The organism is Caloranaerobacter sp. TR13, from assembly GCF_001316435.1.
In the GTDB taxonomy this organism is placed as follows: domain Bacteria; phylum Bacillota; class Clostridia; order Tissierellales; family Thermohalobacteraceae; genus Caloranaerobacter.
The window spans coordinates 312772-334925 of record NZ_JXLL01000001.1; the positions used below are offsets into that span (position 1 = coordinate 312772).

At 28.5% G+C, this 22154-nt stretch carries 24 protein-coding genes and 1 other annotated feature; all 24 genes read left to right on the forward strand.

The window, feature by feature from the left end; translation table 11 throughout:
- Positions 1-108 precede the first annotated feature (108 nt).
- Positions 109-1278, forward strand: a complete 1170-nt coding sequence (locus TR13x_RS10875; RefSeq protein ID WP_082394737.1) for a sugar phosphate nucleotidyltransferase — start codon at positions 109-111, stop codon at positions 1276-1278.
- 147 nt (positions 1279-1425) lie between these two features.
- Entirely contained in the window at positions 1426-1875 is a 450-nt protein-coding gene (locus TR13x_RS01465) for an Rrf2 family transcriptional regulator (protein ID WP_054870105.1), read from the forward strand.
- An 84-nt stretch (positions 1876-1959) separates the two neighbouring features.
- The gene (gene nifS / locus TR13x_RS01470) at positions 1960-3138 is read left to right on the forward strand and encodes a cysteine desulfurase NifS (RefSeq protein WP_054870106.1); all 1179 of its coding nucleotides are present in this window, start codon (positions 1960-1962) and stop codon (positions 3136-3138) included.
- Entirely contained in the window at positions 3135-3560 is a 426-nt protein-coding gene (nifU, locus tag TR13x_RS01475; RefSeq protein ID WP_255351299.1) for a Fe-S cluster assembly scaffold protein NifU, read from the forward strand. The genes nifS and nifU overlap by 4 nt, the downstream gene beginning before the upstream one ends.
- A gap of 112 nt (positions 3561-3672) precedes the next feature.
- Positions 3673-4767 (forward strand): tRNA 2-thiouridine(34) synthase MnmA, encoded by a 1095-nt coding sequence (gene mnmA / locus TR13x_RS01480; protein WP_054870108.1) that lies wholly within the window; start codon positions 3673-3675, stop codon positions 4765-4767.
- 57 nt (positions 4768-4824) lie between these two features.
- Entirely contained in the window at positions 4825-5364 is a 540-nt protein-coding gene (locus TR13x_RS01485) for a PRC-barrel domain-containing protein (RefSeq protein WP_054870109.1), read from the forward strand.
- 45 nt (positions 5365-5409) lie between these two features.
- A complete protein-coding gene (locus TR13x_RS11010; RefSeq protein ID WP_152912089.1) occupies positions 5410-5571 on the forward strand; it encodes a YtxH domain-containing protein in 162 nt (53 codons plus the stop codon).
- Positions 5572-5613: 42 nt separating this feature from the next.
- Positions 5614-6792, forward strand: a complete 1179-nt coding sequence (locus TR13x_RS01490; protein WP_054870110.1) for an AI-2E family transporter — start codon at positions 5614-5616, stop codon at positions 6790-6792.
- A gap of 54 nt (positions 6793-6846) precedes the next feature.
- Positions 6847-7052, forward strand: a binding site (T-box leader).
- Between the two features lie 146 nt (positions 7053-7198).
- Positions 7199-9835, forward strand: a complete 2637-nt coding sequence (gene alaS / locus TR13x_RS01495; protein ID WP_054870111.1) for an alanine--tRNA ligase — start codon at positions 7199-7201, stop codon at positions 9833-9835.
- A gap of 131 nt (positions 9836-9966) precedes the next feature.
- Entirely contained in the window at positions 9967-10212 is a 246-nt protein-coding gene (locus TR13x_RS01500; RefSeq protein ID WP_054870445.1) for an IreB family regulatory phosphoprotein, read from the forward strand.
- A 15-nt stretch (positions 10213-10227) separates the two neighbouring features.
- A complete protein-coding gene (locus tag TR13x_RS01505; RefSeq protein WP_054870112.1) occupies positions 10228-12396 on the forward strand; it encodes a hypothetical protein in 2169 nt (722 codons plus the stop codon).
- A gap of 4 nt (positions 12397-12400) precedes the next feature.
- Positions 12401-13351: an aldo/keto reductase gene (locus TR13x_RS01510; RefSeq protein ID WP_054870113.1), complete on the forward strand. Its 951-nt coding sequence runs from the start codon at positions 12401-12403 to the stop codon at positions 13349-13351.
- An 11-nt stretch (positions 13352-13362) separates the two neighbouring features.
- Positions 13363-13779: a Holliday junction resolvase RuvX gene (ruvX, locus tag TR13x_RS01515; RefSeq protein ID WP_054870114.1), complete on the forward strand. Its 417-nt coding sequence runs from the start codon at positions 13363-13365 to the stop codon at positions 13777-13779.
- A gap of 13 nt (positions 13780-13792) precedes the next feature.
- Positions 13793-14050, forward strand: a complete 258-nt coding sequence (locus tag TR13x_RS01520) for a DUF1292 domain-containing protein (protein WP_054870115.1) — start codon at positions 13793-13795, stop codon at positions 14048-14050.
- 111 nt (positions 14051-14161) lie between these two features.
- Complete coding sequence (locus TR13x_RS01525) at positions 14162-14599, forward strand: Fur family transcriptional regulator (RefSeq protein ID WP_054870116.1); 438 nt, start codon at positions 14162-14164, stop codon at positions 14597-14599.
- 153 nt (positions 14600-14752) lie between these two features.
- On the forward strand, positions 14753-16420 hold the full coding sequence (locus TR13x_RS01530; RefSeq protein ID WP_255351294.1) for a ribonuclease J: 1668 nt from the start codon (positions 14753-14755) through the stop codon (positions 16418-16420).
- 55 nt (positions 16421-16475) lie between these two features.
- Positions 16476-16787 (forward strand): LysO family transporter, encoded by a 312-nt coding sequence (locus tag TR13x_RS01535; protein WP_054870118.1) that lies wholly within the window; start codon positions 16476-16478, stop codon positions 16785-16787.
- Positions 16777-17370, forward strand: a complete 594-nt coding sequence (locus tag TR13x_RS01540; protein WP_054870119.1) for a lysine exporter LysO family protein — start codon at positions 16777-16779, stop codon at positions 17368-17370. Before TR13x_RS01535 ends, TR13x_RS01540 begins: the two co-directional genes overlap by 11 nt.
- An 85-nt stretch (positions 17371-17455) precedes the next feature.
- Positions 17456-17809, forward strand: coding sequence for a YlbF family regulator (locus TR13x_RS01545; RefSeq protein ID WP_200905800.1), 354 nt, complete (start codon positions 17456-17458; stop codon positions 17807-17809).
- Between the two features lie 15 nt (positions 17810-17824).
- Positions 17825-18304 carry a QueT transporter family protein gene (locus TR13x_RS01550; protein ID WP_054870121.1) on the forward strand — a complete coding sequence of 160 codons (480 nt, stop codon included), beginning with the start codon at positions 17825-17827 and terminating at the stop codon, positions 18302-18304.
- Positions 18305-18462: 158 nt separating this feature from the next.
- Positions 18463-19509: an endolytic transglycosylase MltG gene (mltG, locus tag TR13x_RS01555; RefSeq protein ID WP_054870122.1), complete on the forward strand. Its 1047-nt coding sequence runs from the start codon at positions 18463-18465 to the stop codon at positions 19507-19509.
- 83 nt (positions 19510-19592) lie between these two features.
- Positions 19593-20246 (forward strand): O-methyltransferase, encoded by a 654-nt coding sequence (locus tag TR13x_RS01560; protein WP_255351295.1) that lies wholly within the window; start codon positions 19593-19595, stop codon positions 20244-20246.
- 4 nt (positions 20247-20250) lie between these two features.
- Positions 20251-21480 (forward strand): U32 family peptidase, encoded by a 1230-nt coding sequence (locus tag TR13x_RS01565; protein WP_054870123.1) that lies wholly within the window; start codon positions 20251-20253, stop codon positions 21478-21480.
- Complete coding sequence (gene udk / locus TR13x_RS01570) at positions 21477-22118, forward strand: uridine kinase (RefSeq protein WP_407060168.1); 642 nt, start codon at positions 21477-21479, stop codon at positions 22116-22118. Before TR13x_RS01565 ends, udk begins: the two co-directional genes overlap by 4 nt.
- Positions 22119-22154: the final 36 nt, after the last annotated feature.

Here is a 22154-nt window from a genome sequence, read left to right on the forward strand (position 1 = left end):
ATTAAGTGGGGAAATGTATAAATATGTATTTTAAAGGAATTTTTTTAATTCATTTTAAATTGGAAATTTCAATATAATATTTTGATAAAAAATTAGGGGTGTGGTAGTTTGGATTTATTTACTTTAAATGCAGAAAACTCGTTAAAAAAGCAAAGTCCCCTTGCAGAGAGAATGAGGCCAAAAACTTTAGAAGAATTTATTGGACAAGAACATATTGTTGGAAAGGGAAGATTATTGTATAGAGCTATTCAAGCTGATAAGTTAACTTCTCTAATTTTACATGGTCCACCAGGTACTGGTAAAACAACTCTTGCAAGAATCATAGCAAACACAACTAAATTACATTTTGAACAGCTTAACGCAGTGACTTCAGGTATTAAAGATATAAGAGAAATAATCGAAATTTCAAAAGAAAGGTTAGGTTTTTATAATAAAAGAACAATTCTATTTATTGATGAGATACATAGATTTAATAAATCACAACAAGATGCATTATTACCGTATGTTGAAAATGGGACAATTATTCTAATAGGTGCTACTACAGAAAATCCATACTTTGAAGTTAATAAAGCTTTAATATCTAGATCTATGGTATTTAAACTAGAACCATTAACAAAAGAGCAAATTAAAATTATTTTATTAAGGGCTTTAAAAGATAAAGAAATTGGTATAATCAAAGTTATAGGTGACAAAATAATAGAGATTAAAGAAAAACCTAAAAGAGCGATAAGCAATATGGCAGTAACAGGCGTATATTTATTTGACAAAAGTATTTTTAAAGCTTGTAGAAATATAAAACCATCTAAAAGAGGAGAATATGAGATAACTGATGCTATAATGTATCTTATAGATAATGGGTATAAGGTAACGTTTAATGAAACAAAAAAATGGTGGATGGATTTAGGTACACCTGATGATATTTTTAAGGCTAATAAATATCTTTTGAACAAAATTAATACAGCTATTGAAGGCAATATGGATGATACTTGTAAAATATATGGTAAAGTTAAAATCGGTAGAAATACAAAATTAATAAATTCTTATATTAAAGGACCTGTTTTTATTGGAAAAAACTCTTTTATAAGTAATTGTATAATAGAGCCATATACTATAATCGGTGACAATGTAAATATAAAAAATATTAAAGTAGAGGAATCATCTATTTACAGTACAGTTTTTTTAAAAAATAGTAAAATTCATATTGTTAAAAGTATAGTTATTGATAATACAGTGTATTATAAAACTAAGAATAATAAATTCAATCATTATTCTATTTAATACTTATGTTATTTAAGGGATGATAGTCCCTTATTATTTTTGTTACGTTTTTTTTAAAATATTTGAATGTTGACAGATTTAGTAGGTTATAATATACTTAATATAGAATTCCAAGTGGTTCACTAGGGATTATAAAGAGGTGATAATATGAAGTTGTCTACAAAAGGAAGATACGGTTTAAAAGCAATGTTTGAATTAGCAAAAAGATATGGAGAAGGTCCGATTCCCCTGAAAAGTATTGCTGATAGCCAGGATATATCAGAGAATTATTTGGAACAGCTTATTTCTGTTTTAAAAAAGGAAGGTATTGTAAACAGTGTACGTGGGGCACAGGGAGGATATTTTTTGGCTTACCCTCCTAAGGATATAACAGTTGGTAGAATTTTAAGAGCTTTAGAAGGCAATTTGGCTCCTACTGATTGTGTTATTAAAGATGAAGCTTTTAAATGTGATAAGGAGGACTTTTGCGTAACAAAAACTATTTGGATTAAGATAAGAGACAGTATAAATGATGTAATTGATTCAGTAACTTTACAAGATATGGTTGATGAGCATTATAAAATGAATAAAAACAATGGTTATATGTATTATATATAATAGACTCTGCAATTTAAATAAATTGTATAAGATACATTTTGTTGAAATAAAAAGAAATTTATCTGTTGTATAGGAGGTTTTCTTATGAAGAAATATGTATATATGGATTATGCTGCTACAACTCCTGTTAAAAAGGAAGTTTTAGAAGAGATGATACCATATTTCACAGAAAAATATGGTAATCCATCAAGTATATACAGAATAGGCAGAGAATCTAGAGCAGCAATTGACGAAGCTAGAGAGAAGGTTGCTAAAATAATAGGTGCTAAATCTAAAGAGATTTATTTTACAAGTGGAGGTTCAGAATCTGACAACTGGGCTATTAAAGGGGTTGCCTTTGCAAATAGAGATAAAGGTAATCATATTATAACTAGCAAGATTGAACATCATGCTGTATTACATGCTTGTGAATATTTGGAAAAACATGGTTTTGAGGTTACTTATTTAGATGTAGACGAATTTGGTATAGTTGATTTAGAGCAGCTTAGAAATGCAATAACTGATAAAACTATTTTAATTACAATTATGTTTGCTAATAATGAGATTGGAACCATACAGCCTATTCAAGAAATTGGTAAAATAGCAAGAGAAAAAGGCATTTATTTTCACACTGATGCAGTTCAAGCTATAGGTAATATTGAGATTGATGTTAATGAGCTTAATATAGATTTACTTTCTATGTCAGCACATAAATTCTATGGCCCTAAGGGTGTTGGTGTATTATATATCAGAGAAGGTGTCAAAATTCATCCTTATGTACATGGTGGTGCTCAAGAAAAAAATAGAAGAGCTGGAACCGAAAATGTTGCAGGAATAGTAGGACTAGCAAAAGCATTGGAGTTAGCCTATGAAAATTTGGAGGAGCATAATAAAAAGTTAATTTATTTAAGAAATAAACTTATCAAAGAAGTTACTAGTAAAATTGATTATATAAGATTAAATGGACACCCAGAAAAAAGACTACCAGGAAATGTGAATTTCTCCATAGAATTTATAGAAGGTGAAGCTTTGCTATTAAGTTTAGATATGATGGGAATAGCTGCATCTAGTGGATCTGCGTGTACTTCAGGTTCTCTTGACCCATCACATGTATTACTTGCAATAGGATTGCCTCATGAAATAGCGCATGGTTCATTGAGATTTTCACTAGGAGATTTTAATACAGAAGAAGATGTGGACTATGTAGTTGAGAATTTAGTTAAGATTGTAGAAAGATTAAGAGAAATGTCACCATTGTATGAGAGTGTAAGGGAGGTTAAATAATGTATTCAGAAAAGGTTATGGATCATTTTATGAATCCTAGGAATGTAGGTGAAATTGAAGATGCAGACGGCGTTGGTCAAGTAGGGAACCCTAAATGTGGAGATATAATGAAAATATATTTAAAAATAGAAGATGGTATTATAGTAGACGTTAAGTTTAAAACATTTGGATGTGGTTCTGCAATTGCTTCTTCAAGTATGGCTACTGAATTGATAAAAGGAAAAAGTGTTGAGGAAGCTGTTAAATTGACAAATAAAGCTGTAGCTGAGGCTTTAGATGGACTTCCTCCAGTTAAAATGCATTGCTCAGTTTTGGCAGAGCAAGCAATTAAATCAGCTCTACTAGATTACGCTAAGAAAAATAATATTGTAATAGAGGGTTTGGAAGATTTCAATCCTGATGAAGACCCACATGGACACTAAAAAGAAGCTACTGATAAACAGTAGCTTTTTTCAAAGTTAAATGATTTGTATACTTTAAAAAATTGATGTAAAATATATTATTAATAAAATAGAAGATAGATAGAGGTGGATTATGGAAAAAAAGAAAGTTGTAATAGGAATGAGTGGTGGTGTTGATAGTTCAGTTGCAGCATTTTTACTAAAAGAAATGGGTTATGAAGTAATAGGAGTTACAATGCAGATTTGGCAAGAAAAAGATCCTTATGTTATGGAAAAAGAAGGTGGATGTTGTTCACTTTCAGCAGTTGAAGATGCTAGAAGAGTTGCTAATTATTTAGGTATACCTTACTATGTTATGAATTTTAAAGACGTTTTTAAAGAAAAAGTTATAAATTATTTTATAGATGAATATGGAAAAGGTAGAACACCAAATCCTTGTATAGCTTGCAACAGATTTGTTAAATTTGAAGAATTATTAAGAAGAGCTAAATCGCTTGGTGCAGACTATGTTGCAACTGGTCACTATGCTAAAATTGTATATGATCAGGAAATAGGTAGGTACTTATTAAAACGATCTGAAGCAGTAAGTAAAGATCAAACTTATGTATTATATAATTTAACACAGGAACAATTAAAACATATACTAATGCCATTAGGTAATATTGGCAACAAAGAAGAAGTTAGAAAAATAGCAAGAGAATTAGGCTTAATTGTGGCAGAAAAGCCAGAAAGTCAAGAAATATGTTTTATTGAGGATAATGATTATGGTAAGTTTATAAAAGAAAATGCTGAATATAAAATTAAGCCTGGATATTTCGTAGATACAGATGGAAATATTTTAGGAAAACATAAAGGAATAACTAACTACACAATTGGACAAAGAAAAGGTTTAGGTTTAGCACTTGGGAAACCAGTCTATGTTGTACACATTGATCCTGAAAAAAATATAGTAGTTGTTGGTGATGCAGAAAAAGTTTTTGGTACTGAACTTATTGCGAATGATTTAAATTTTATACCATTTGAAAAACTTACAAAACCACTAAAAGTTAAGGCTAAAATTCGATATACTGCAAAAGAAACAGATGCTACTATATATCCTATCGATGAAGATAAAGTTAAAGTTGTGTTTGATGCACCTGTAAGAGCAATAACTCCAGGGCAATCAGTTGTATTTTATGATGGTGATATTGTCGTTGGTGGTGGAACAATTTTGAAGAAAATATTATAAATTATTTGTGGAATAATAATTATATAAGAAATAAATTTATAAAGTGAGGTCTTTTTAGTGAAAAAAGCCAGTGAATTTATTGGGTTACCTGTAATGAGTAAAGTTTCTGGAAAAAAAATAGCTGTTATAAAAGACTTGGTTTTTTCAAGAAACAAGTTTAGAATTCTGGCTTTAATGACACATGAAGGTAGTGTTTTTAAAGAAGCGAAAATAATAAAATATAAAAATATAATAAGTGTTGGAAAAGACGCTATTATAGTCAATAAAGAAAATGTTATTGAATCTGCAGCAAATATACCTGAGATTTTTGAATTAATAAAAGAAAGGAAAAAAATAATAGGTGAGGATGTAATAACAGAAGCAGGAGAAAATATAGGGATAATAAAAGATATAATAATAGACGAAGATAATGGAAAAGTATTAGGGTTTATTTTATCGGATGGTTTAATTCAGGATATTATGGATGGTAGAAATGTACTACCTTATATCTATGGTATTACATTTGGTAAAGATGCCTTAATGATTTCAAATGAAATTAAAACAGAGTTTGATAAAAACAAGGAGTATTTCAAAAAACTGCTAGAATTAGAACAGTAAAAGAGTAATAAACTAACTATAAACACAGTTAAAGGAGTGTGTAAAATGAAAGGTAGATTTGTGAAAGGAGTTATCACTGGCAGTATAATTGGTGCTACAGCAGGAATGTATGCTGCAAGTAAAATGACTCCTAGACAAAGAAAGAGACTAATGAAAACAGGTAAAAAAATGCTTTTTAACATGATGGATAATATGGGATGGTTTTAAATAAGGCAGCTTTGCTGCCTTTATATATATGAGGAGGTTGTTATGCAAAATTTAGTTAATCTTATCATTTATTTGAAAGAAATTTTTATTGTATGTTTATTAGGACTTATAATTTATTTTTTAGTTAATATCGGGAATAAATATGTAGAATCAACTAAACGGATTATAGTATCAAAGAGAAAAATAGTTAAACTTATAACTACTCTATTAATATTTCTCCTTATTTACATAACTTATAAAATTACTAAAGATATGACTGGCTTATTTACACCGTTTATTTTAGCGATAGGATTATCATATCTTTTGAATCCATTAGTTAATGGCCTAGAAAAACGAAGGATATCACGAACTCTAGGAGTACTTCTAGTGTATCTGCTTTTAATTGGAATTATACTTGTAATTTCTTTTTCTATATTTCCTAAACTTACAAGTGAATTTAAGAAATTAATTGATATTTTACCAAACTTTTTTAATAATGCTTATAGTTTTTTTAATGAACTTTATTTAAAGTATTCACGAAATATCGAAAATTTACCACCTGAATTACAAAGCATAAACGAAGTAGTTAAGTCTAATCTTGATAAAATACAAGTTACAATAATAAATTCTCTAAAAAACTTTACAAATTCTATTATACAAGTTTTTTCAAAGGCTTTTAGTTTTATTTTAATTCCAATTTTAACTTTTTATTTTCTAAAAGATAAAGATTATTTTAAGAAAAAAATAATCTTATTTATTCCAAAGGTTTATAGGTATGATGTTTTATGTGTATTTAGAGAGATTGACTTGATATTAGGTAAGTTTATTAGAGGACAGCTTATAGTTGCTGCTTTTGTGGGAGTAGCTACAACAATTGGATTATTAATTTTAGGTATTGATTTTGCATTGATAATAGGTATAATAGCCGGGATAGCTAATGTTATACCTTATTTTGGACCTATAATTGGGATAATACCTGCACTCATATTTGCATTAATGGAAAGCCCTATAAAAGCTCTATGGGTTGTTATATTATTTGTTATAATTCAGCAAGTTGAAAGTGGGATAATTTCACCTAAAATTGTAGGGGAGAGTGTTGGTTTACATCCTGTAGTAGTAATCTTTTCGTTGTTACTTGGAGGTAGTTATTTTGGAATATGGGGGCTTTTATTAGCTGTTCCTGTAGCAGCAGTGTTAAAGATAGTAATAAACTTTATAATTAATAAACTTATTAGATTGTAGATAATATTGACAAGAATAGATATTTTATTTATAATCCTTATTAAGAAAATATTGTTAACAACGATGATAGGGAGTAGTAAGTATTACGAGTCTTATAGAGAGAATACCCTTGGCTGGAAGGTATTTAGATGAGTGTACTGAAGCAGCCCTTAAGTTGAGACTTTGAAACTATAGTAGAAGTCTACGGTTATACCGTTATCGTACTTGAGCGACTTTATAGTAAGTAGGGTGGTACCGCGGGTTCTTCTCTCGTCCCTAATTAAGGGGCGAGTTTTTTTATAATCCATAGAAATTATAACAAAATCATTGTTAAATTTATTTTAATAGAAGATGTTAATATAATTCATATGATTAAGTTTTGGATGTTTTATTAAATAATATAAAATTTAAAGAAAGGGTGAACTAAATGAGAAAGTTAGGTTTGCATGAAATACGTAATGAGTTTTTAGATTTTTTCAAAGAAAAAGAACATCTTATAGTACCAAGTTATTCATTAATTCCTAAAAATGATAAAAGTTTACTATTAATAAACGCTGGAATGGCACCTTTAAAACCATATTTTCTAGGTAAGGAACAACCACCAAGAAAAAGAATGTCAACTTGTCAAAAGTGTGTTAGAACTGGAGATATAGAAAATGTAGGTAAAACGGATAGACATGCAACTTTCTTTGAGATGTTAGGAAACTTTTCTTTTGGAGATTATTTTAAAGAAGAATCAATTAAATGGGCGTGGGAATTTATAACTGAGAGGTTACAGATACCTAGAGAAAAATTATGGGTATCAATTTACTATAAAGATGATGAGGCTTTTGAAATATGGAATAAGATTATAGGGATTGATAGCAATAGGATTGTTAGATTAGGCAAAGAAGATAATTTCTGGGAATTAGAAGTTGGACCTTGTGGCCCTTGCTCTGAAATTTATGTAGATAGAGGAGAAAAGTATGGTTGTGGTAAAGATGATTGTAAACCTGGTTGTGACTGTGATAGATATGTAGAAGTTTGGAATTTAGTATTTTCACAATTTGATAAAGATGAGAATGGTAATTATAACAATTTACCTAACCCTAATATAGATACTGGAATGGGTCTTGAAAGAATAACAGCAGTAATTCAAGAAGCAAATAATATTTTTGAAATAGAACCAATAAAAAGTATATTGAATGAAGTAGAAAAAATAAGTGGTGTAGTTTATGGAAAGGATTATAAAAGTGATACATCAATAAGGGTAATTACTGATCATATAAGGGCAATAACTTTCTTGGTAGGAGATGGTGTATTACCAAGTAATGAAGGAAGAGGGTATGTATTAAGAAGATTAATTAGAAGAGCTGCTCGTCATGGAAAATTATTAGGGATAAATGGAAAATTTTTGAGTAAATTATCTAGTGTTGTTATCGGAAACTGGAAAGAGATTTATCCTGAATTGAAAGAAAAACAGACTCAAATTAAGAATGTAATTGATATAGAAGAAGATAAGTTTAATGAAACAATTGATCAAGGTATTAATATTTTAAGAGGATATATAGAAAAGATTAAAGATAATGGAGAAACTAGATTAGATGGTGAAAGTGCATTTAAATTATATGACACCTATGGTTTTCCATTAGATTTAACTAAGGAAATATTGGAAGAAGAAGGCTTAACAGTAGATGAATTAGGATTTAACAGAGAAATGGATAAACAACGTGAAAGAGCTAGAAAAGCAAGAGCTGAGAAAGATAGTCAAGCTTGGGATATAGATATAGAGGGATTTTATATTAATAGAGAAAAAACTATTTTTAAAGGATATAATAATATTAGACTAGAAACAGAAGTATTAAGCATTATTAAAGACAATAAAGAAATTAAAAAACTTGAAAAAGGACAAGAAGGTATTTTAATTTTAAAAGAAACGCCTTTTTACCCTGAAAGTGGAGGCCAAGTTGGAGACAAAGGTAAATTATTAAATAATAATTTTAAATGTGAGGTTTTTGACACTAAGAAAGGTAGCAAAGGTGTTATTCTTCACAAAGTTATCGTAATAGATGGAGAAGTTTTTGAAGGAGATAAAGTGGAAGCTATTGTAGATGAGAAAGAGAGACTAGATGCAGCAAGAAATCACTCTGCTACACATCTTTTACACAGGGCACTAAAAGATATTGTTGGTGAGCATGTAAATCAAGCTGGTTCTTTAGTACATCCTGATAGACTAAGATTTGACTTTACACATTTTGAAGGATTAAATAAAAATACACTTGTAGAAATAGAAAAATTAGTTAATGAGAAGATTCTACAATCGTTAAATGTAGAAACTTTTGAGGTTTCTTTAGATGAGGCTGTTAAAATGGGGGCAGTAGCTTTGTTTGATGAAAAATATGGTGAAAAAGTTAGAGTTGTGAAAATGGGTGATTATTCTCTGGAATTATGTGGTGGTACTCATGTTAATAATACAAGTCAAATTGGTATGTTCAAAATTGTAAGTGAAAGTGGAGTAGCATCAGGTATAAGAAGAATAGAAGCAATAACAGGCATGAAAGTTTTTGAATATCTAAATGACATGGAAAAGAAAATGAATTCATTAATAGAGGTACTTAAAACAAATAAAAAAGAAGTTATAGAAAAAGCAAAAGATTTAATTGAAGAAAATAAATTATTGGAAAAAGAAATTAATAATCTTAAATCAAAAATAGCAAGTTCAAAAGTAGATGATATTATTAATGAAAAAATTGAAGTTAATGGAATAAGTCTGATAGTTAAAAGAATAGATGATATGGGTATGAATGAACTAAGACAATTAGGTGATAGAATTAAAGATAAGATGAACTCTGTTTTAGTTATTTTAGGTTCAGTTAAAGATGGCAAAATTTCGTTTGTTGCAATGGCTACAAAAGATTTAGTTTCAAAAGGAATACATGCAGGAAATATAATTAGAGAAGTTGCTAAAGAAACTGGTGGCGGAGGTGGCGGCAGACCAGATATGGCCCAAGCAGGTGGAAAAGATGTATCTAAAATAGATATTGCTTTATCAAAAGTAGTAGATATAGTAAAAGAACAATTATAATAATTTTTAGACAAGTACTCCTGACCCTTTACGGGTCAGGTTTTCACCATAGAAATTATAAATTTAAAGGAATATGTATATAATTGTAGAATATATGATATAAATAAAAGGGAGGTGCTGTTGTGAAAGAGATAATAAATCACACTGTAAAGTTTAATGTAGAAAAGGATAATATTACTGAAGCTAGAAAGATAATTGAAAGTGTATACAATGCCTTGAAAGAGAAAGGATATAATCCGATAAATCAAATGGTAGGTTATATACTTTCTGGTGATCCTACTTATATTACAAGTCATAAAAATGCAAGAACTTTAATTAGAAAGTTAGAAAGAGATGAATTATTAGAAGAATTATTAAGAAACTATTTAGAAAAGTAAAATGGAGCGATTGCTTTGTTAGATATACTAAAGAAGAACTTGTTTAAAATTTTGATTATAGTTGTTGTATTAATTATATGTGAAAAAAATTTTTCTATTTCTGAGTCTAATGAACGCAAAAAAGTAGTTATGATAGTTTTAAATAGACTAATATTTGAAGATTTGGAATATATGGACAACCTAAATGCTTTAATTGAAGACGGAAGTATAGGAATAATGAATACAAAAGGTTTTTATGGATATAAAGGGGCAGGATCATATGCTACTATTAATGCTTCTGGAAGAGTTAGTGCAACATATGAATATTCAAAAAGTTATAATTTAAAAAATAACATATCAAATATTTATAAAAGAAGATTAGGAATTATACCAAAGAAATATCAAATTATTAATACTGAAATAATAAAACTTAATAAATTAAATAATAAGAATAAATTTAATGCAAAAATAGGAGCGTTAGGTTACGCTTTACATAAAAAAGGATTAAAAACAGCAGTATTTGGAAATTCAGATACTGCTGATACTATTATTAGGACAAATTGTTTAATTGCTACTGATTTTAGAGGACTTATAGACTATGGCAATGTAGATAACATTTTAATTAAAGATGATTCATATCCATATGGAATACGAACTGACTATAAAAAAGTATTAACAGAAATAAAAAATCTAAATGATAAAGCTTCATTAGTAATTATAGAAACGGGTGACCTAGATAGGCTCTATTTTTATAAAGATAATTTAGCAGATATAATGTATTTTTTACATAGAAGAAAAATATTAAAAAAAGCTGATGAGTTCATAGGAGATTTAGTAAATAGCATTGATAGAAATACAACAAGACTTATAATAATAAGTCCCAATATGGGAGACGACAAGATAAAAAATGCTAGTGAATTAACACCTTTAATATTTTGGGGGGATGGAATACCTAAAGGAGTTTTATTTTCAAAAACTACAAAAAGAAAAGGTATTGTATCTAATATAGATATTGCTCCTTCAATTACAAAATATTTAGGTATTAAATACAAAGGTTTTACTGGTACTTTTATTGAATTTAAAAAGTATAATAATAATTTAGCATATGTTAAACAACTAAGTTATAAAATAAAATTCATTTCAAATATTAGAAAACAGTCTTTAAAATTATATGTAATTTGCGAAATGATTTTTATAATGATTATAATTTTTATATTGTTGTTTAGAAGGATACAAACTAAAAAACTATTAAGGATTATTCAATCAATACTTATGTTAATAATTATTATGCCTCTTGTCTTTTTATTTGTATCAAGTTACAATATAATGGATACTTGGAAATATATAAAATATATAAGTATAATATCTTTTTTCATACTAATTTTAGTTTTAGTTTTTAATTCTAAATATAGACTGCAGTTAATTGGTGTTTTAACTTACATAACAATTCTAATAGACCTTTTTACAAATTGTGAATTAGCTAAAACGTCTATTATTGGATATGATCCAATAATAGGTGCTAGATATTATGGAATAGGTAATGAGTTAGTAGGTATTCTAATTTTTTCATTGTTTACTGCAATAGCTTTTGTATTTAAAAATAAACCAAACAAACTATTTCTATCTATACTACTTATCGTTAATACATATTTATTAATAAGTTCAAATTATGGAGCAAATTTAGGCGGCAGCTTGATCTTAGTATTTATATTAATTTATATAATATTTAATGATTCTTTTGAAGTAGAAAAGAATTATTCTAATATTGTAAAAATGTTATTAGTGGCATTAGCTGTTATTTCTATATTTACTGTTACTAACACTATAATGGGCAATAATACAACGCATATAGATAGTTTTATTAATAAGATATTAAGTGGAGATGTTAACTATATTTATAATATAATAATTAGAAAATTACTTATGAATGTTAAACTGTTTAAAGTCTCTATTTGGGGTGAGTCACTTCGAATAAATGTAATGTTATTTATGATTTTACTAATAACCCAAAAGAGTATTATAAAAAATTTCTTAACTAGAAATAAAAATATATCTTTTGCACTTAAATGCTTAATACTTAGTGCAATTTTTGGATTATTTTTGAATGATTCTGGAGTTGTTATAGCAGCTTTAATACTTTTATTAACTGTAACTGCTTTAACATATATAGTAGTATTACAAATATATCAGAAATTGAGGACGTGACGTAATGGAATATAGAAATCTTGGCAAAACTAATATTAAGGTATCAAGAATATGCTTTGGCTCTTTAACAATTGGACCACTTCAAGCTAATTTACCTATTAAGATAGGTGCTAATATAATAAAATATGCTTATGAGTGTGGAATTAATTTTCTAGATACAGCTGAATTATATAACAATTACGAATATATTAAGGAAGCACTAAAAACTATACCAAGAGAAAAGTATATTATAGCAACAAAATCTTATTCTTATTCAAGAGAAACTGCAGAGAGAAGCCTTTATAATGCGCTGAATAAATTAGAAACAGATTATATTGATATTTTCCTATTACATGAGCAAGAGAGTGAATATACAATCCGAGGGCATTATGAGGCAATAGAATATTTTTTAAAGGCTAAAGAAAAAGGATTGATAAGAGCCTTTGGAATTTCTACACATAGAGTAAAAGGTGTGTTAGATTCATTGAAATTTGACGAGATAGAAGTTATACATCCTATAATTAATAAATTTGGTTTAGGAATACAAGATGGAAATTCAGAAGAAATGATTGATGCAATAAAGAAAGCGTATGAAAAAGGTGTTGGCATATATGGAATGAAACCTTTAGGTGGTGGGCATTTGATAAATAGAGTAGAGGAAGCTTTTGAATATGTCAAAAATATTCCACATCTTCATTCGATAGCTATAGGAATGCAATCAATTGACGAAGTTGATGCAAATGTTCACTTATTACAAAAAGGGAATATACCAAAGTTTTTAAAGGAGAAATTGAGTAAAAAAGCTAGAAAACTTATAGTTCAGGATTGGTGTATAGGCTGTGAAAAATGCGTTGAAACATGTAGGCATGGTGGAATTAAGATTTTAGAAGGTAAAGCTACTGCAGTTACGAGTAAATGTATTTTTTGTGGATATTGTGCAGCAGCATGTCCAGAGTTTTGTATAAAAGTAATATAATGGAGGTATGTATGAGAAGGATATTAGGGCTTGATGTTGGTGATAAAACTATTGGAGTAGCGGTTAGCGATCCATTATGTTTAACTGCTCAAGGTGTAAAAACAATTAGAAGAAAAAGCATTAAGAGTGATTTGAATGAATTAGAGGAGCTTATCAATCATTATAAGATTAGCGATATCGTAATTGGATTACCGAAAAACATGAATAATTCGTTGGGACCACAGGGTGAAAAAGTTATTAAATTTGCAGAAAAAATAAAAGAAAGATTTAAAGTTAATATTTTATTTGAAGATGAAAGATTAACAACTATAATTGCTGAAAAAACACTAATTAATGCAGATGTAAGTAGAAAAAAAAGAAAAAATGTTATAGATAAATTGGCTGCTGTTTTTATTCTACAATCTTATTTAGATAAAATAAAAAATTAGGAAGGTGATAAGTATGAAAGATAAACAAGAGACAATAATACTTATTGATGAAGAAGGTAACGAAGTAGAATTTGAGGTAATTGCTACATTTGATATTGAAGATAGGGAATATGCAGTTTTGCTTCCTATTAATGAAGAAGAGGAAGAAGCTTATATATTAAGAATTGAATCTGATGAAGATGGCAATATGATTTTAGTAAATATAGAAGACAAAGCAGAGTTTGATGATGCTGCAGCTGTATATGAAGCTATTATAGATGAGATAATTTAAACCCATATTTAAATTATATTAAGCTTATGAAATTTTAAATTAACATATTTGTTGACTTTTCCATAATATAGTTATAGACTAATATATAGAACAGGAAAAGCAGGTGAAGTGATGGTATATTTGATAGAAAGTTTAAGAGAACAATTAAAGGAAAAGGGCTATAAATTAACAACACAAAGAAGAATCATACTCGATGTGATTTTGGAAAATCAAGGAAAGCATTTAAGCCCAGAAGAAATATATGAAAAAGTTAGAGGAAAATTTCCTGAGATAGGTTTAGCTACTGTCTATAGAACTTTACAACTATTTGAGGAATTAAATATAATTTATAAATTGAATTTTAATGATGGTTGTAGTAGATATGAATTAAATACTAATAGTGGCGATCACCAACATCATCATTTAATCTGTTTAAGTTGTGGCAAAGTTATAGAAGTTCAACTAGATCTTTTAGAAACGTTAGAAGAAGAGATTGAAAAGAGTGGAGAATTTAAAATCGTAGACCATAATTTGAAATTTTTTGGGTACTGTAAAGACTGTAAAAAATAAATCCCATAGAGGGATTTATTTTTTCATTAAGATTGAAGACTAATTAAAGTAAATATATTTTTTTTGGTTAAAATATCTAATGAACACAATATGATTATGATAGCATATTAGTTAATGCTTTATATAAGAAACATAAACAAGGAGTGTGATAGGGTGTCGAAAAGGACATTAAACAAGTTGAAAATTATTCCATTGGGCGGGCTATTTGAAATAGGCAAGAATATAACAGTAATAGAGTATAATGATGATATTATAGTTATTGATTGTGGACTAATATTTCCAGAAGATGAAATGTTAGGAATAGACGTAGTAATACCAGATATAACTTATCTCTTGAAGAATAGAGAGAAAATTAGAGGTATAGTTTTAACACATGGTCATGAGGATCATATAGGAGCTTTACCTTATATATTGAAAAAGATTAACGTTCCTATTTACGGTACGAAATTAACTTTAGGTCTTGTAGATTATAAGTTAAGAGAGCATAATATAAAAAACGTGAAATTAAATGTTGTAAGACCAGGTAAATCAGTAAAACTAGGATGTTTTAATATAGAATTTATAAGAAATAATCATAGTATTCCAGATTCAGTTTCTTTAGCAATACATACTCCTGTTGGGATTGTTGTACATACTGGAGATTTTAAAATAGACTATACACCAATAAATGGAGAAGTTATTGATTTGCATAAATTTGCAGAGTTAGGTCAAAAAGGTGTATTGGTTTTAATGGCTGAGAGTACAAATGTAGAAAGACCGGGTTATACAATGTCAGAAAAAACTGTTGGTGATACTTTTAAAGATATTTTTATGAAAGCAAAACAGAGAATAATTGTAGCTACTTTTGCATCAAACATACACAGAATACAGCAAATTATTAATGCAGCAATTATGTTTAATAGAAAAGTAGCTGTATCTGGTCGGAGCATGGTTAATGTAGTTAGAGTTGCAAAAGACCTAGGATATTTAGATTTACCAGATGGTGTATTAATAGATATTAATGAAATAGATAAGTATCCAGATAATGAGATAGTAGTTATAACAACAGGCAGCCAAGGGGAGCCTATGTCAGCTTTATCAAGGATAGCATCTTCTGAACATAAAAAAATGGAACTAATGCCTGGAGATTTAGTGATTATTTCTGCAACACCAATACCTGGTAATGAGAAAATGGTAGCAAAAGTAATAAATCAGCTTTTTAAAAAAGGTGCTGATGTTATTTATGAAACACTAGCTGATGTTCATGTATCAGGACATGCTTGTCAAGAAGAGTTGAAATTAATACATACTTTATTAAAACCAAAGTTCTTTATTCCAGTACATGGTGAATATAGACATCTTAAGCAGCATGCTCAATTAGCTGAAGAAATAGGAATGTCAAGAGAAAACATTTTTATTGCAGAAAATGGTTCAGTAATTGAATTTACAAAAGATAAAGGGAAATTTGGGCAGCAAGTAACTGCAGGGAATATTTTAGTAGATGGTCTTGGAATAGGTGATGTTGGTAATATTGTACTTAGAGACAGAAAACATCTGTCTGAAGATGGATTAATCGTAGTAGTAGTAACGATTAGTAAAGAAAATGGTAAGGTAATAGCAGGCCCAGATATAGTTTCAAGAGGTTTTGTTTATGTAAGAGAATCTGAAGATTTGATGGAAGAGGCTAAAGAGAGAATTAGAGCTGTCCTAGCTGAATGTGAAAAAAATCATATTACTGATTGGGCTACTTTAAAAGCTAATATTAAAGATGAGTTAAGAAACTTTTTATACAGTAAAATAAAACGAAATCCTATGATTTTACCTATCATAATGGAAGTTTAATGTCGTGGCTTATTGCTGCGGCATTTTGCTAATTTTATATATAGGAGTGGGAGATTTGCTTAGTAGATTTATTTTATATTTAGTTTTACTTTTTATTGGTTTCATTATAGGTGCTAGAGGAATTATTAGTAGTAAAAATAAAGTATTCATACAAAAATTACAGTATTTAAGTTTGTTTTTATTATTGTTATTTATGGGAATAAGAATTGGAATGGATGAAAAAGTTTTAAATAATTTATTTAGCTTAGGTATTAAAGCTTTTATTCTGTCATTACTATCTGTTATATTTAGTATTATATTTGTGAAGCTGGTTAAGAGGTTTATTTATAATTCTATTTCCAAAGGGGAATCAGAAAGTGAGTTATAGTATAATAGTAGTAATAGCATTGGGGGTTGCTTTAGGACGTTTTGGGTTACCAAGCAGTTTTTTTAGTTACACAGGTTGGGTAATAGATTTAGGTTTATGTTTATTACTGTTTTTAGTAGGTATAGAAATTGGCTTTAATAAAGAATCGTTAACAAGAGTAAAAAAAATTGGATTTAAGTTGATTTTAATTCCTATTATGATTATTCTAGGAAGTATATTAGGAAGTATTTTAGGAGGTATAGTAATTGGGATGGAATATAATGAAGCTGGGGCAGTAGGTGCAGGATTAGGATGGTATAGTTTATCATCTGTATTGCTGTCTAGTTATTCGACTGAACTTGCAGCATTAGCATTTATGTCTAATGTGATAAGAGAAATTATAGCATTTATATCAATACCTCTCATTGTAAAATATATTGGTGATTTAGAAAGTATTGCCCCTGCAGGTGCTACTGCTATGGATACATCACTACCAATAATTACAAAAGCAACTAATGCAAGTATTTCAATAATTGCATTTGTTACAGGAGTGATTTTGTCTTCAGCGGTACCAGTTTTAGTTCCGATATTAATAAATTTGTAAATTTCAAATTTTATATAATAACCTATATTATTTGTATACATATAATGAATTGTATAGTAAAATTTAATTTACAAGGAGTGGTTTGATGAATGTTTATGATGCAGCGCATAATTTAGCTAGAGCAATTAAGAATTCAGATGAGTATAAAGAATATTTAAGAAAACAAGAAAAGGTTTTTGCAAACGAAAAAACAAGAGAAATGGTTATTGATTTTAGAAAAAAAACTATGGAAGTTCAAATGGAGCAGATGACAGGTAAAGAAGTATCTCAAGAAAAATTAGAACAACTTAAAAAGATAGAAGAGATAATTATGAGTAATCCTGTAATACGTGAATTTTTTATGGCAGAAATGAGATTTGGGCAAATGATGAGTGATATTTATAAAATTTTAGGAGAATCTATAAATATAGATTTGGGAATTGAAGATAACATAAGATAACAAAGGAGGTTTCTAATGAATACAAGATTTTTAACTAAAGCAAGTGTGATTGCTGCTTTATATGTTATACTTGTGGCTTTAGAAATACCATTTGGTTCACTTGCTTTTGGGCCTATACAAATAAGAATAGCAGAAGCGTTAGTATTATTACCGTTAGTAGAAACAGCTGCAATACCTGGCGTTTTTGTTGGATGTTTTATTGCAAATCTAATTCTAACTTTCACTTCAGGTTTTGGGTTAATAGATATTATAGGTGGAAGTTTAGTTACGCTAATTGCTGCATTATTAACAAGTAAAATGCCTAATAAATTTCTAGGAATTTTACCTCCTGTTATTTTAAATGGATTAATTGTTTCGTTATGGGTTTCTTATTTCTTTAATGTTCCTTATTGGCCGACAGTTGCATCAATTGCTTTAGGTGAATTAATTGCCGTAGGATTGTTTGGAAATGTTGTCTTGTATGTTTATGAAAGAACAATAAAAAAATTTATATAAAGTGATTTACTAGCTTTAAGTTTATCTACAATTTGAAAGCGGTTTATCCGCTTTTTTTAGTAAATAAAACAAAGATTTTTACTAAATTATTATTATATCTTGTAAAAATAAGCGTAAAATTATATAATTAGAAGAGCAAAATAAAAGGGGGACAGGCTATGGCTAAAGCCCTAATTAAAAGTAGAAATAAAGGGATTAAATTAGGTTTAACATTTTTAATTTTAGCTATTATTATAATTGCAACTGTAGGTTTTATTTATGTAAAAGAGCAAATGAAACCTGTAGATAGTGAAGGTGTTTCTTATGATATTACTATAAAAATTCCTTCAGGTAGTACTACTGCAAAAATTGCAGATATACTAGAAGAAAATTCATTAATTAAAAATAAATACATTTTTAAAATTATTGTTAGAATGAAAGAAGTTGATGGAAAATTAAAAGCAGGTGAATATTCACTAAATAAAAAGATGGATTTGTATCAGATTATAGATGCTTTAGTTAAAGGCAACCCTAAAAAGACTGTGAAATTTACAATACCAGAAGGTTATGAATTATCAATGATTGCAGAAAAGCTTAGTAAACAGAATTTAGTTAATAAAGAAAGATTTTTAGAGCTTTGTAATAATGTATCATTATTTAAAAAGAAATTTGACTTTCTTAAAGAACTTCCAGAAGGGTCAACTTTAGAAGGTTATCTATTTCCTGATACATATGAAGTTTACAAAGATGCAAAAGAAGAAGAGATTATTAACAAAATGTTAGCTAGATTTGAACAAGTTTATAATGATAAAATAAAGTATAAAGCTAAAAAACTGAATTTAACGATGAATGAAGTAATTACTCTAGCATCGATTATAGAAAGAGAAGCTAAACTAGATAGCGAAAGACCTTTAATATCAGCTGTATTTCACAACAGATTAAAAAAAGGTTGGTTATTACAATCGTGTGCTACAGTTCAATATGTATTAGGAGAAAGAAAGGAAAACTTAACTTACGATGATTTAAAGATTGATTCTAAATATAATACTTATTTGTACAAAGGTCTTCCACCAGGGCCTATTGCATCCCCTGGTTTAAAATCAATAGAAGCAGCTGTAGAACCGGCTAATGTTGATTACATGTTTTTTGTAGTTAATAAAGATGGAAGTCATACTTTTTCTAGAAGTTTTAATGAGCATGTAAATGCTAAAAATAAAAACAAGTAATAAATTTAAAAATTGGAGAAAATAATACGTGGTATATTAACCACGTATTATTTGTGTAATATTAATTGTAAGGGGAGATAGCTTTGTGTAGTATAAACATGGATTACATACAAAAATATATAAGAAGTGTTATACCTAGAAGTTCGGAAATCCTAAAAACAATTGAGGATTATGCTAAGAATTATAATGTACCAATAATACATCCTGAAGTTGCACAGTTTATTAGAGTAATAATACAGATAAAAAACCCAAAAAAAATTTTGGAAATCGGTACGGCTATAGGTTATTCTGCTATAGTGATGGCAGAAGCTTCTAAAAGAGATTGTGAAATAATTACAATTGAAAGAAGAGAAGATATGGTTAAGCTGGCAAAAGAGAATTTTGAAAAAGTTGATTTGAATAATAGAATAAGAATATTACATGGTGAAGCACAGGAAATTTTACCTAATATAAAAGAAAAATTTGACCTAATTTTTTTAGATGCTGCTAAGGGTAAATACATGGAATTTCTACCTTATTGTATAGAAAATCTAAATTGTGGAGGAGTTATAATTTCAGACAATGTACTTTTTAAAGGTATGGTTGCTAATGATGAATTAGTAATAAGAAGAAAAAAAACAATTGTAAGAAGAATGAGAGAGTATTTAAAGTATATATGCAATACTCCAATTCTTGAAACGAGCATTATACCTATTGGTGATGGTATTGCTTTAACAATTAAGAAAGATAGGAGGTAAAATGATGAAAAAGCCAGAACTACTGGCACCAGCAGGTGATTTAGAAAAACTTAAGATGGCAATAACTTATGGTGCAGATGCTGTTTATCTTGGTGGGGAAAGATTTGGATTGAGAGCTGGAGCTAGAAATTTTAATATTGAACAATTAAAACAAGGCCTAGAATTTGCTCATAAGAAAGGAAAAAAAGTTTATGTAACATTAAATATAATACCACATAATGAAGATTTTAAAGGTTTAAGAGAATATATAAAAGACTTATATAATTTAGAAGTTGATGCTGTAATTGTATCTGATCCAGGGGTATTTAGCATTGTAAAGGACGTAGCTCCAGATTTTGAAATACATTTAAGTACTCAAGCAAATACAACAAATTATCATACAGCCAACTACTGGTATAAGCAAGGAATTAAAAGAATAGTTGTAGCAAGAGAGCTATCTTTAGAGGAAATTAAAGAAATAATTGATAAAACACCTGATGACTTAGAAATAGAGGCTTTTATTCATGGGGCTATGTGTATATCATATTCTGGCAGATGTTTGTTAAGTAACTATATGATATTTAGAGATGCAAATAGAGGAGCATGTGCACATCCTTGTAGATGGAAATATTATATTATGGAAGAAAAGAGACCAGGTGAATATTTTCCAGTGTTTGAGGATGAAAGAGGAACTTATATTTTTAATTCAAAAGATCTATGTATGTTAAAGCATATCCCAGAATTGATAAATGCTGGGATAAATAGTTTTAAGATAGAAGGACGTATGAAAAGTGCTTATTATGTAGCTACTATTGTAAGATCATATAGAATGGTTATTGATAAATATCTTGCTGATCCAGCAAATTATGTTTATAATGATAAATGGCTGGATGAAATTAAGAAAGCTAGTCATAGAGATTTTACAACAGGGTTCTATTTTGGAAAACCAACCGGTGAAGAACAAGTATATGGGAGTAGTTCATATATAAGAACTTATGATTTTACAGGATTAATTCTTGAGTATGATGAAGACTTAGGAATTGCTACTGTTGAACAGAGAAATAGAATGTTTGTCGGCGATGAGATAGAAGTTTTTGGTCCTAACAAGGAGCATTTTACTCAAACAATTGAAAAAATGTGGGACGAGAATGGAGAGCAGATTGAAGTAGCACCACACCCACAACAGATAGTGAAAATAAAAATGAAACAACCAGTAGAGCCCTGGGATATAATAAGAAAATCTAGAAAGGAATGATAAATTTGAAAAGACCAATTCTAATAGGTATTACAGGAGGAACTGGCTCAGGCAAGAGTACTGTAGCTCAGGAAATTTTTAGTTCTTTACCAGAAAAGAATATTGTAATTATTGAACAGGATTCATATTATAAGGATCAAAGTCATTTAACTTTTGAAGAAAGAATAAAAACTAACTATGATCATCCATTAGCTTTTGATAATGACTTGTTAATTGAACACTTAAACGATTTACTTAAAGGTAAAGCAATTGAGAAACCAATTTATGATTTTGAAGAGCATAATAGAAAAAAAGAAACAGTCAGAGTAGAACCTAAAGATATAATAATATTAGAAGGAATTCTAATATTAGATGATGAAAGAATAAGAAACCTACTAGATATAAAAATATTCGTTGACACAGATGCAGATATTAGAATTATTAGAAGAATTACAAGAGATATTAAAGAACGAGGTAGAACATTAGAATCTGTAATCGAACAATACTTAACAACAGTAAGACCAGCACATATGCAGTTTATTGAACCAAGTAAAAAATATGCTGATATAATTATACCTGAGGGAGGATATAATAAAGTAGCAATAGATTTAATGGTTACAAAAATTAAATCCATAATAGCACAAAAACAAGAATTCTAACTTATACCTCCAATAGATAATGGAAATACTTATATT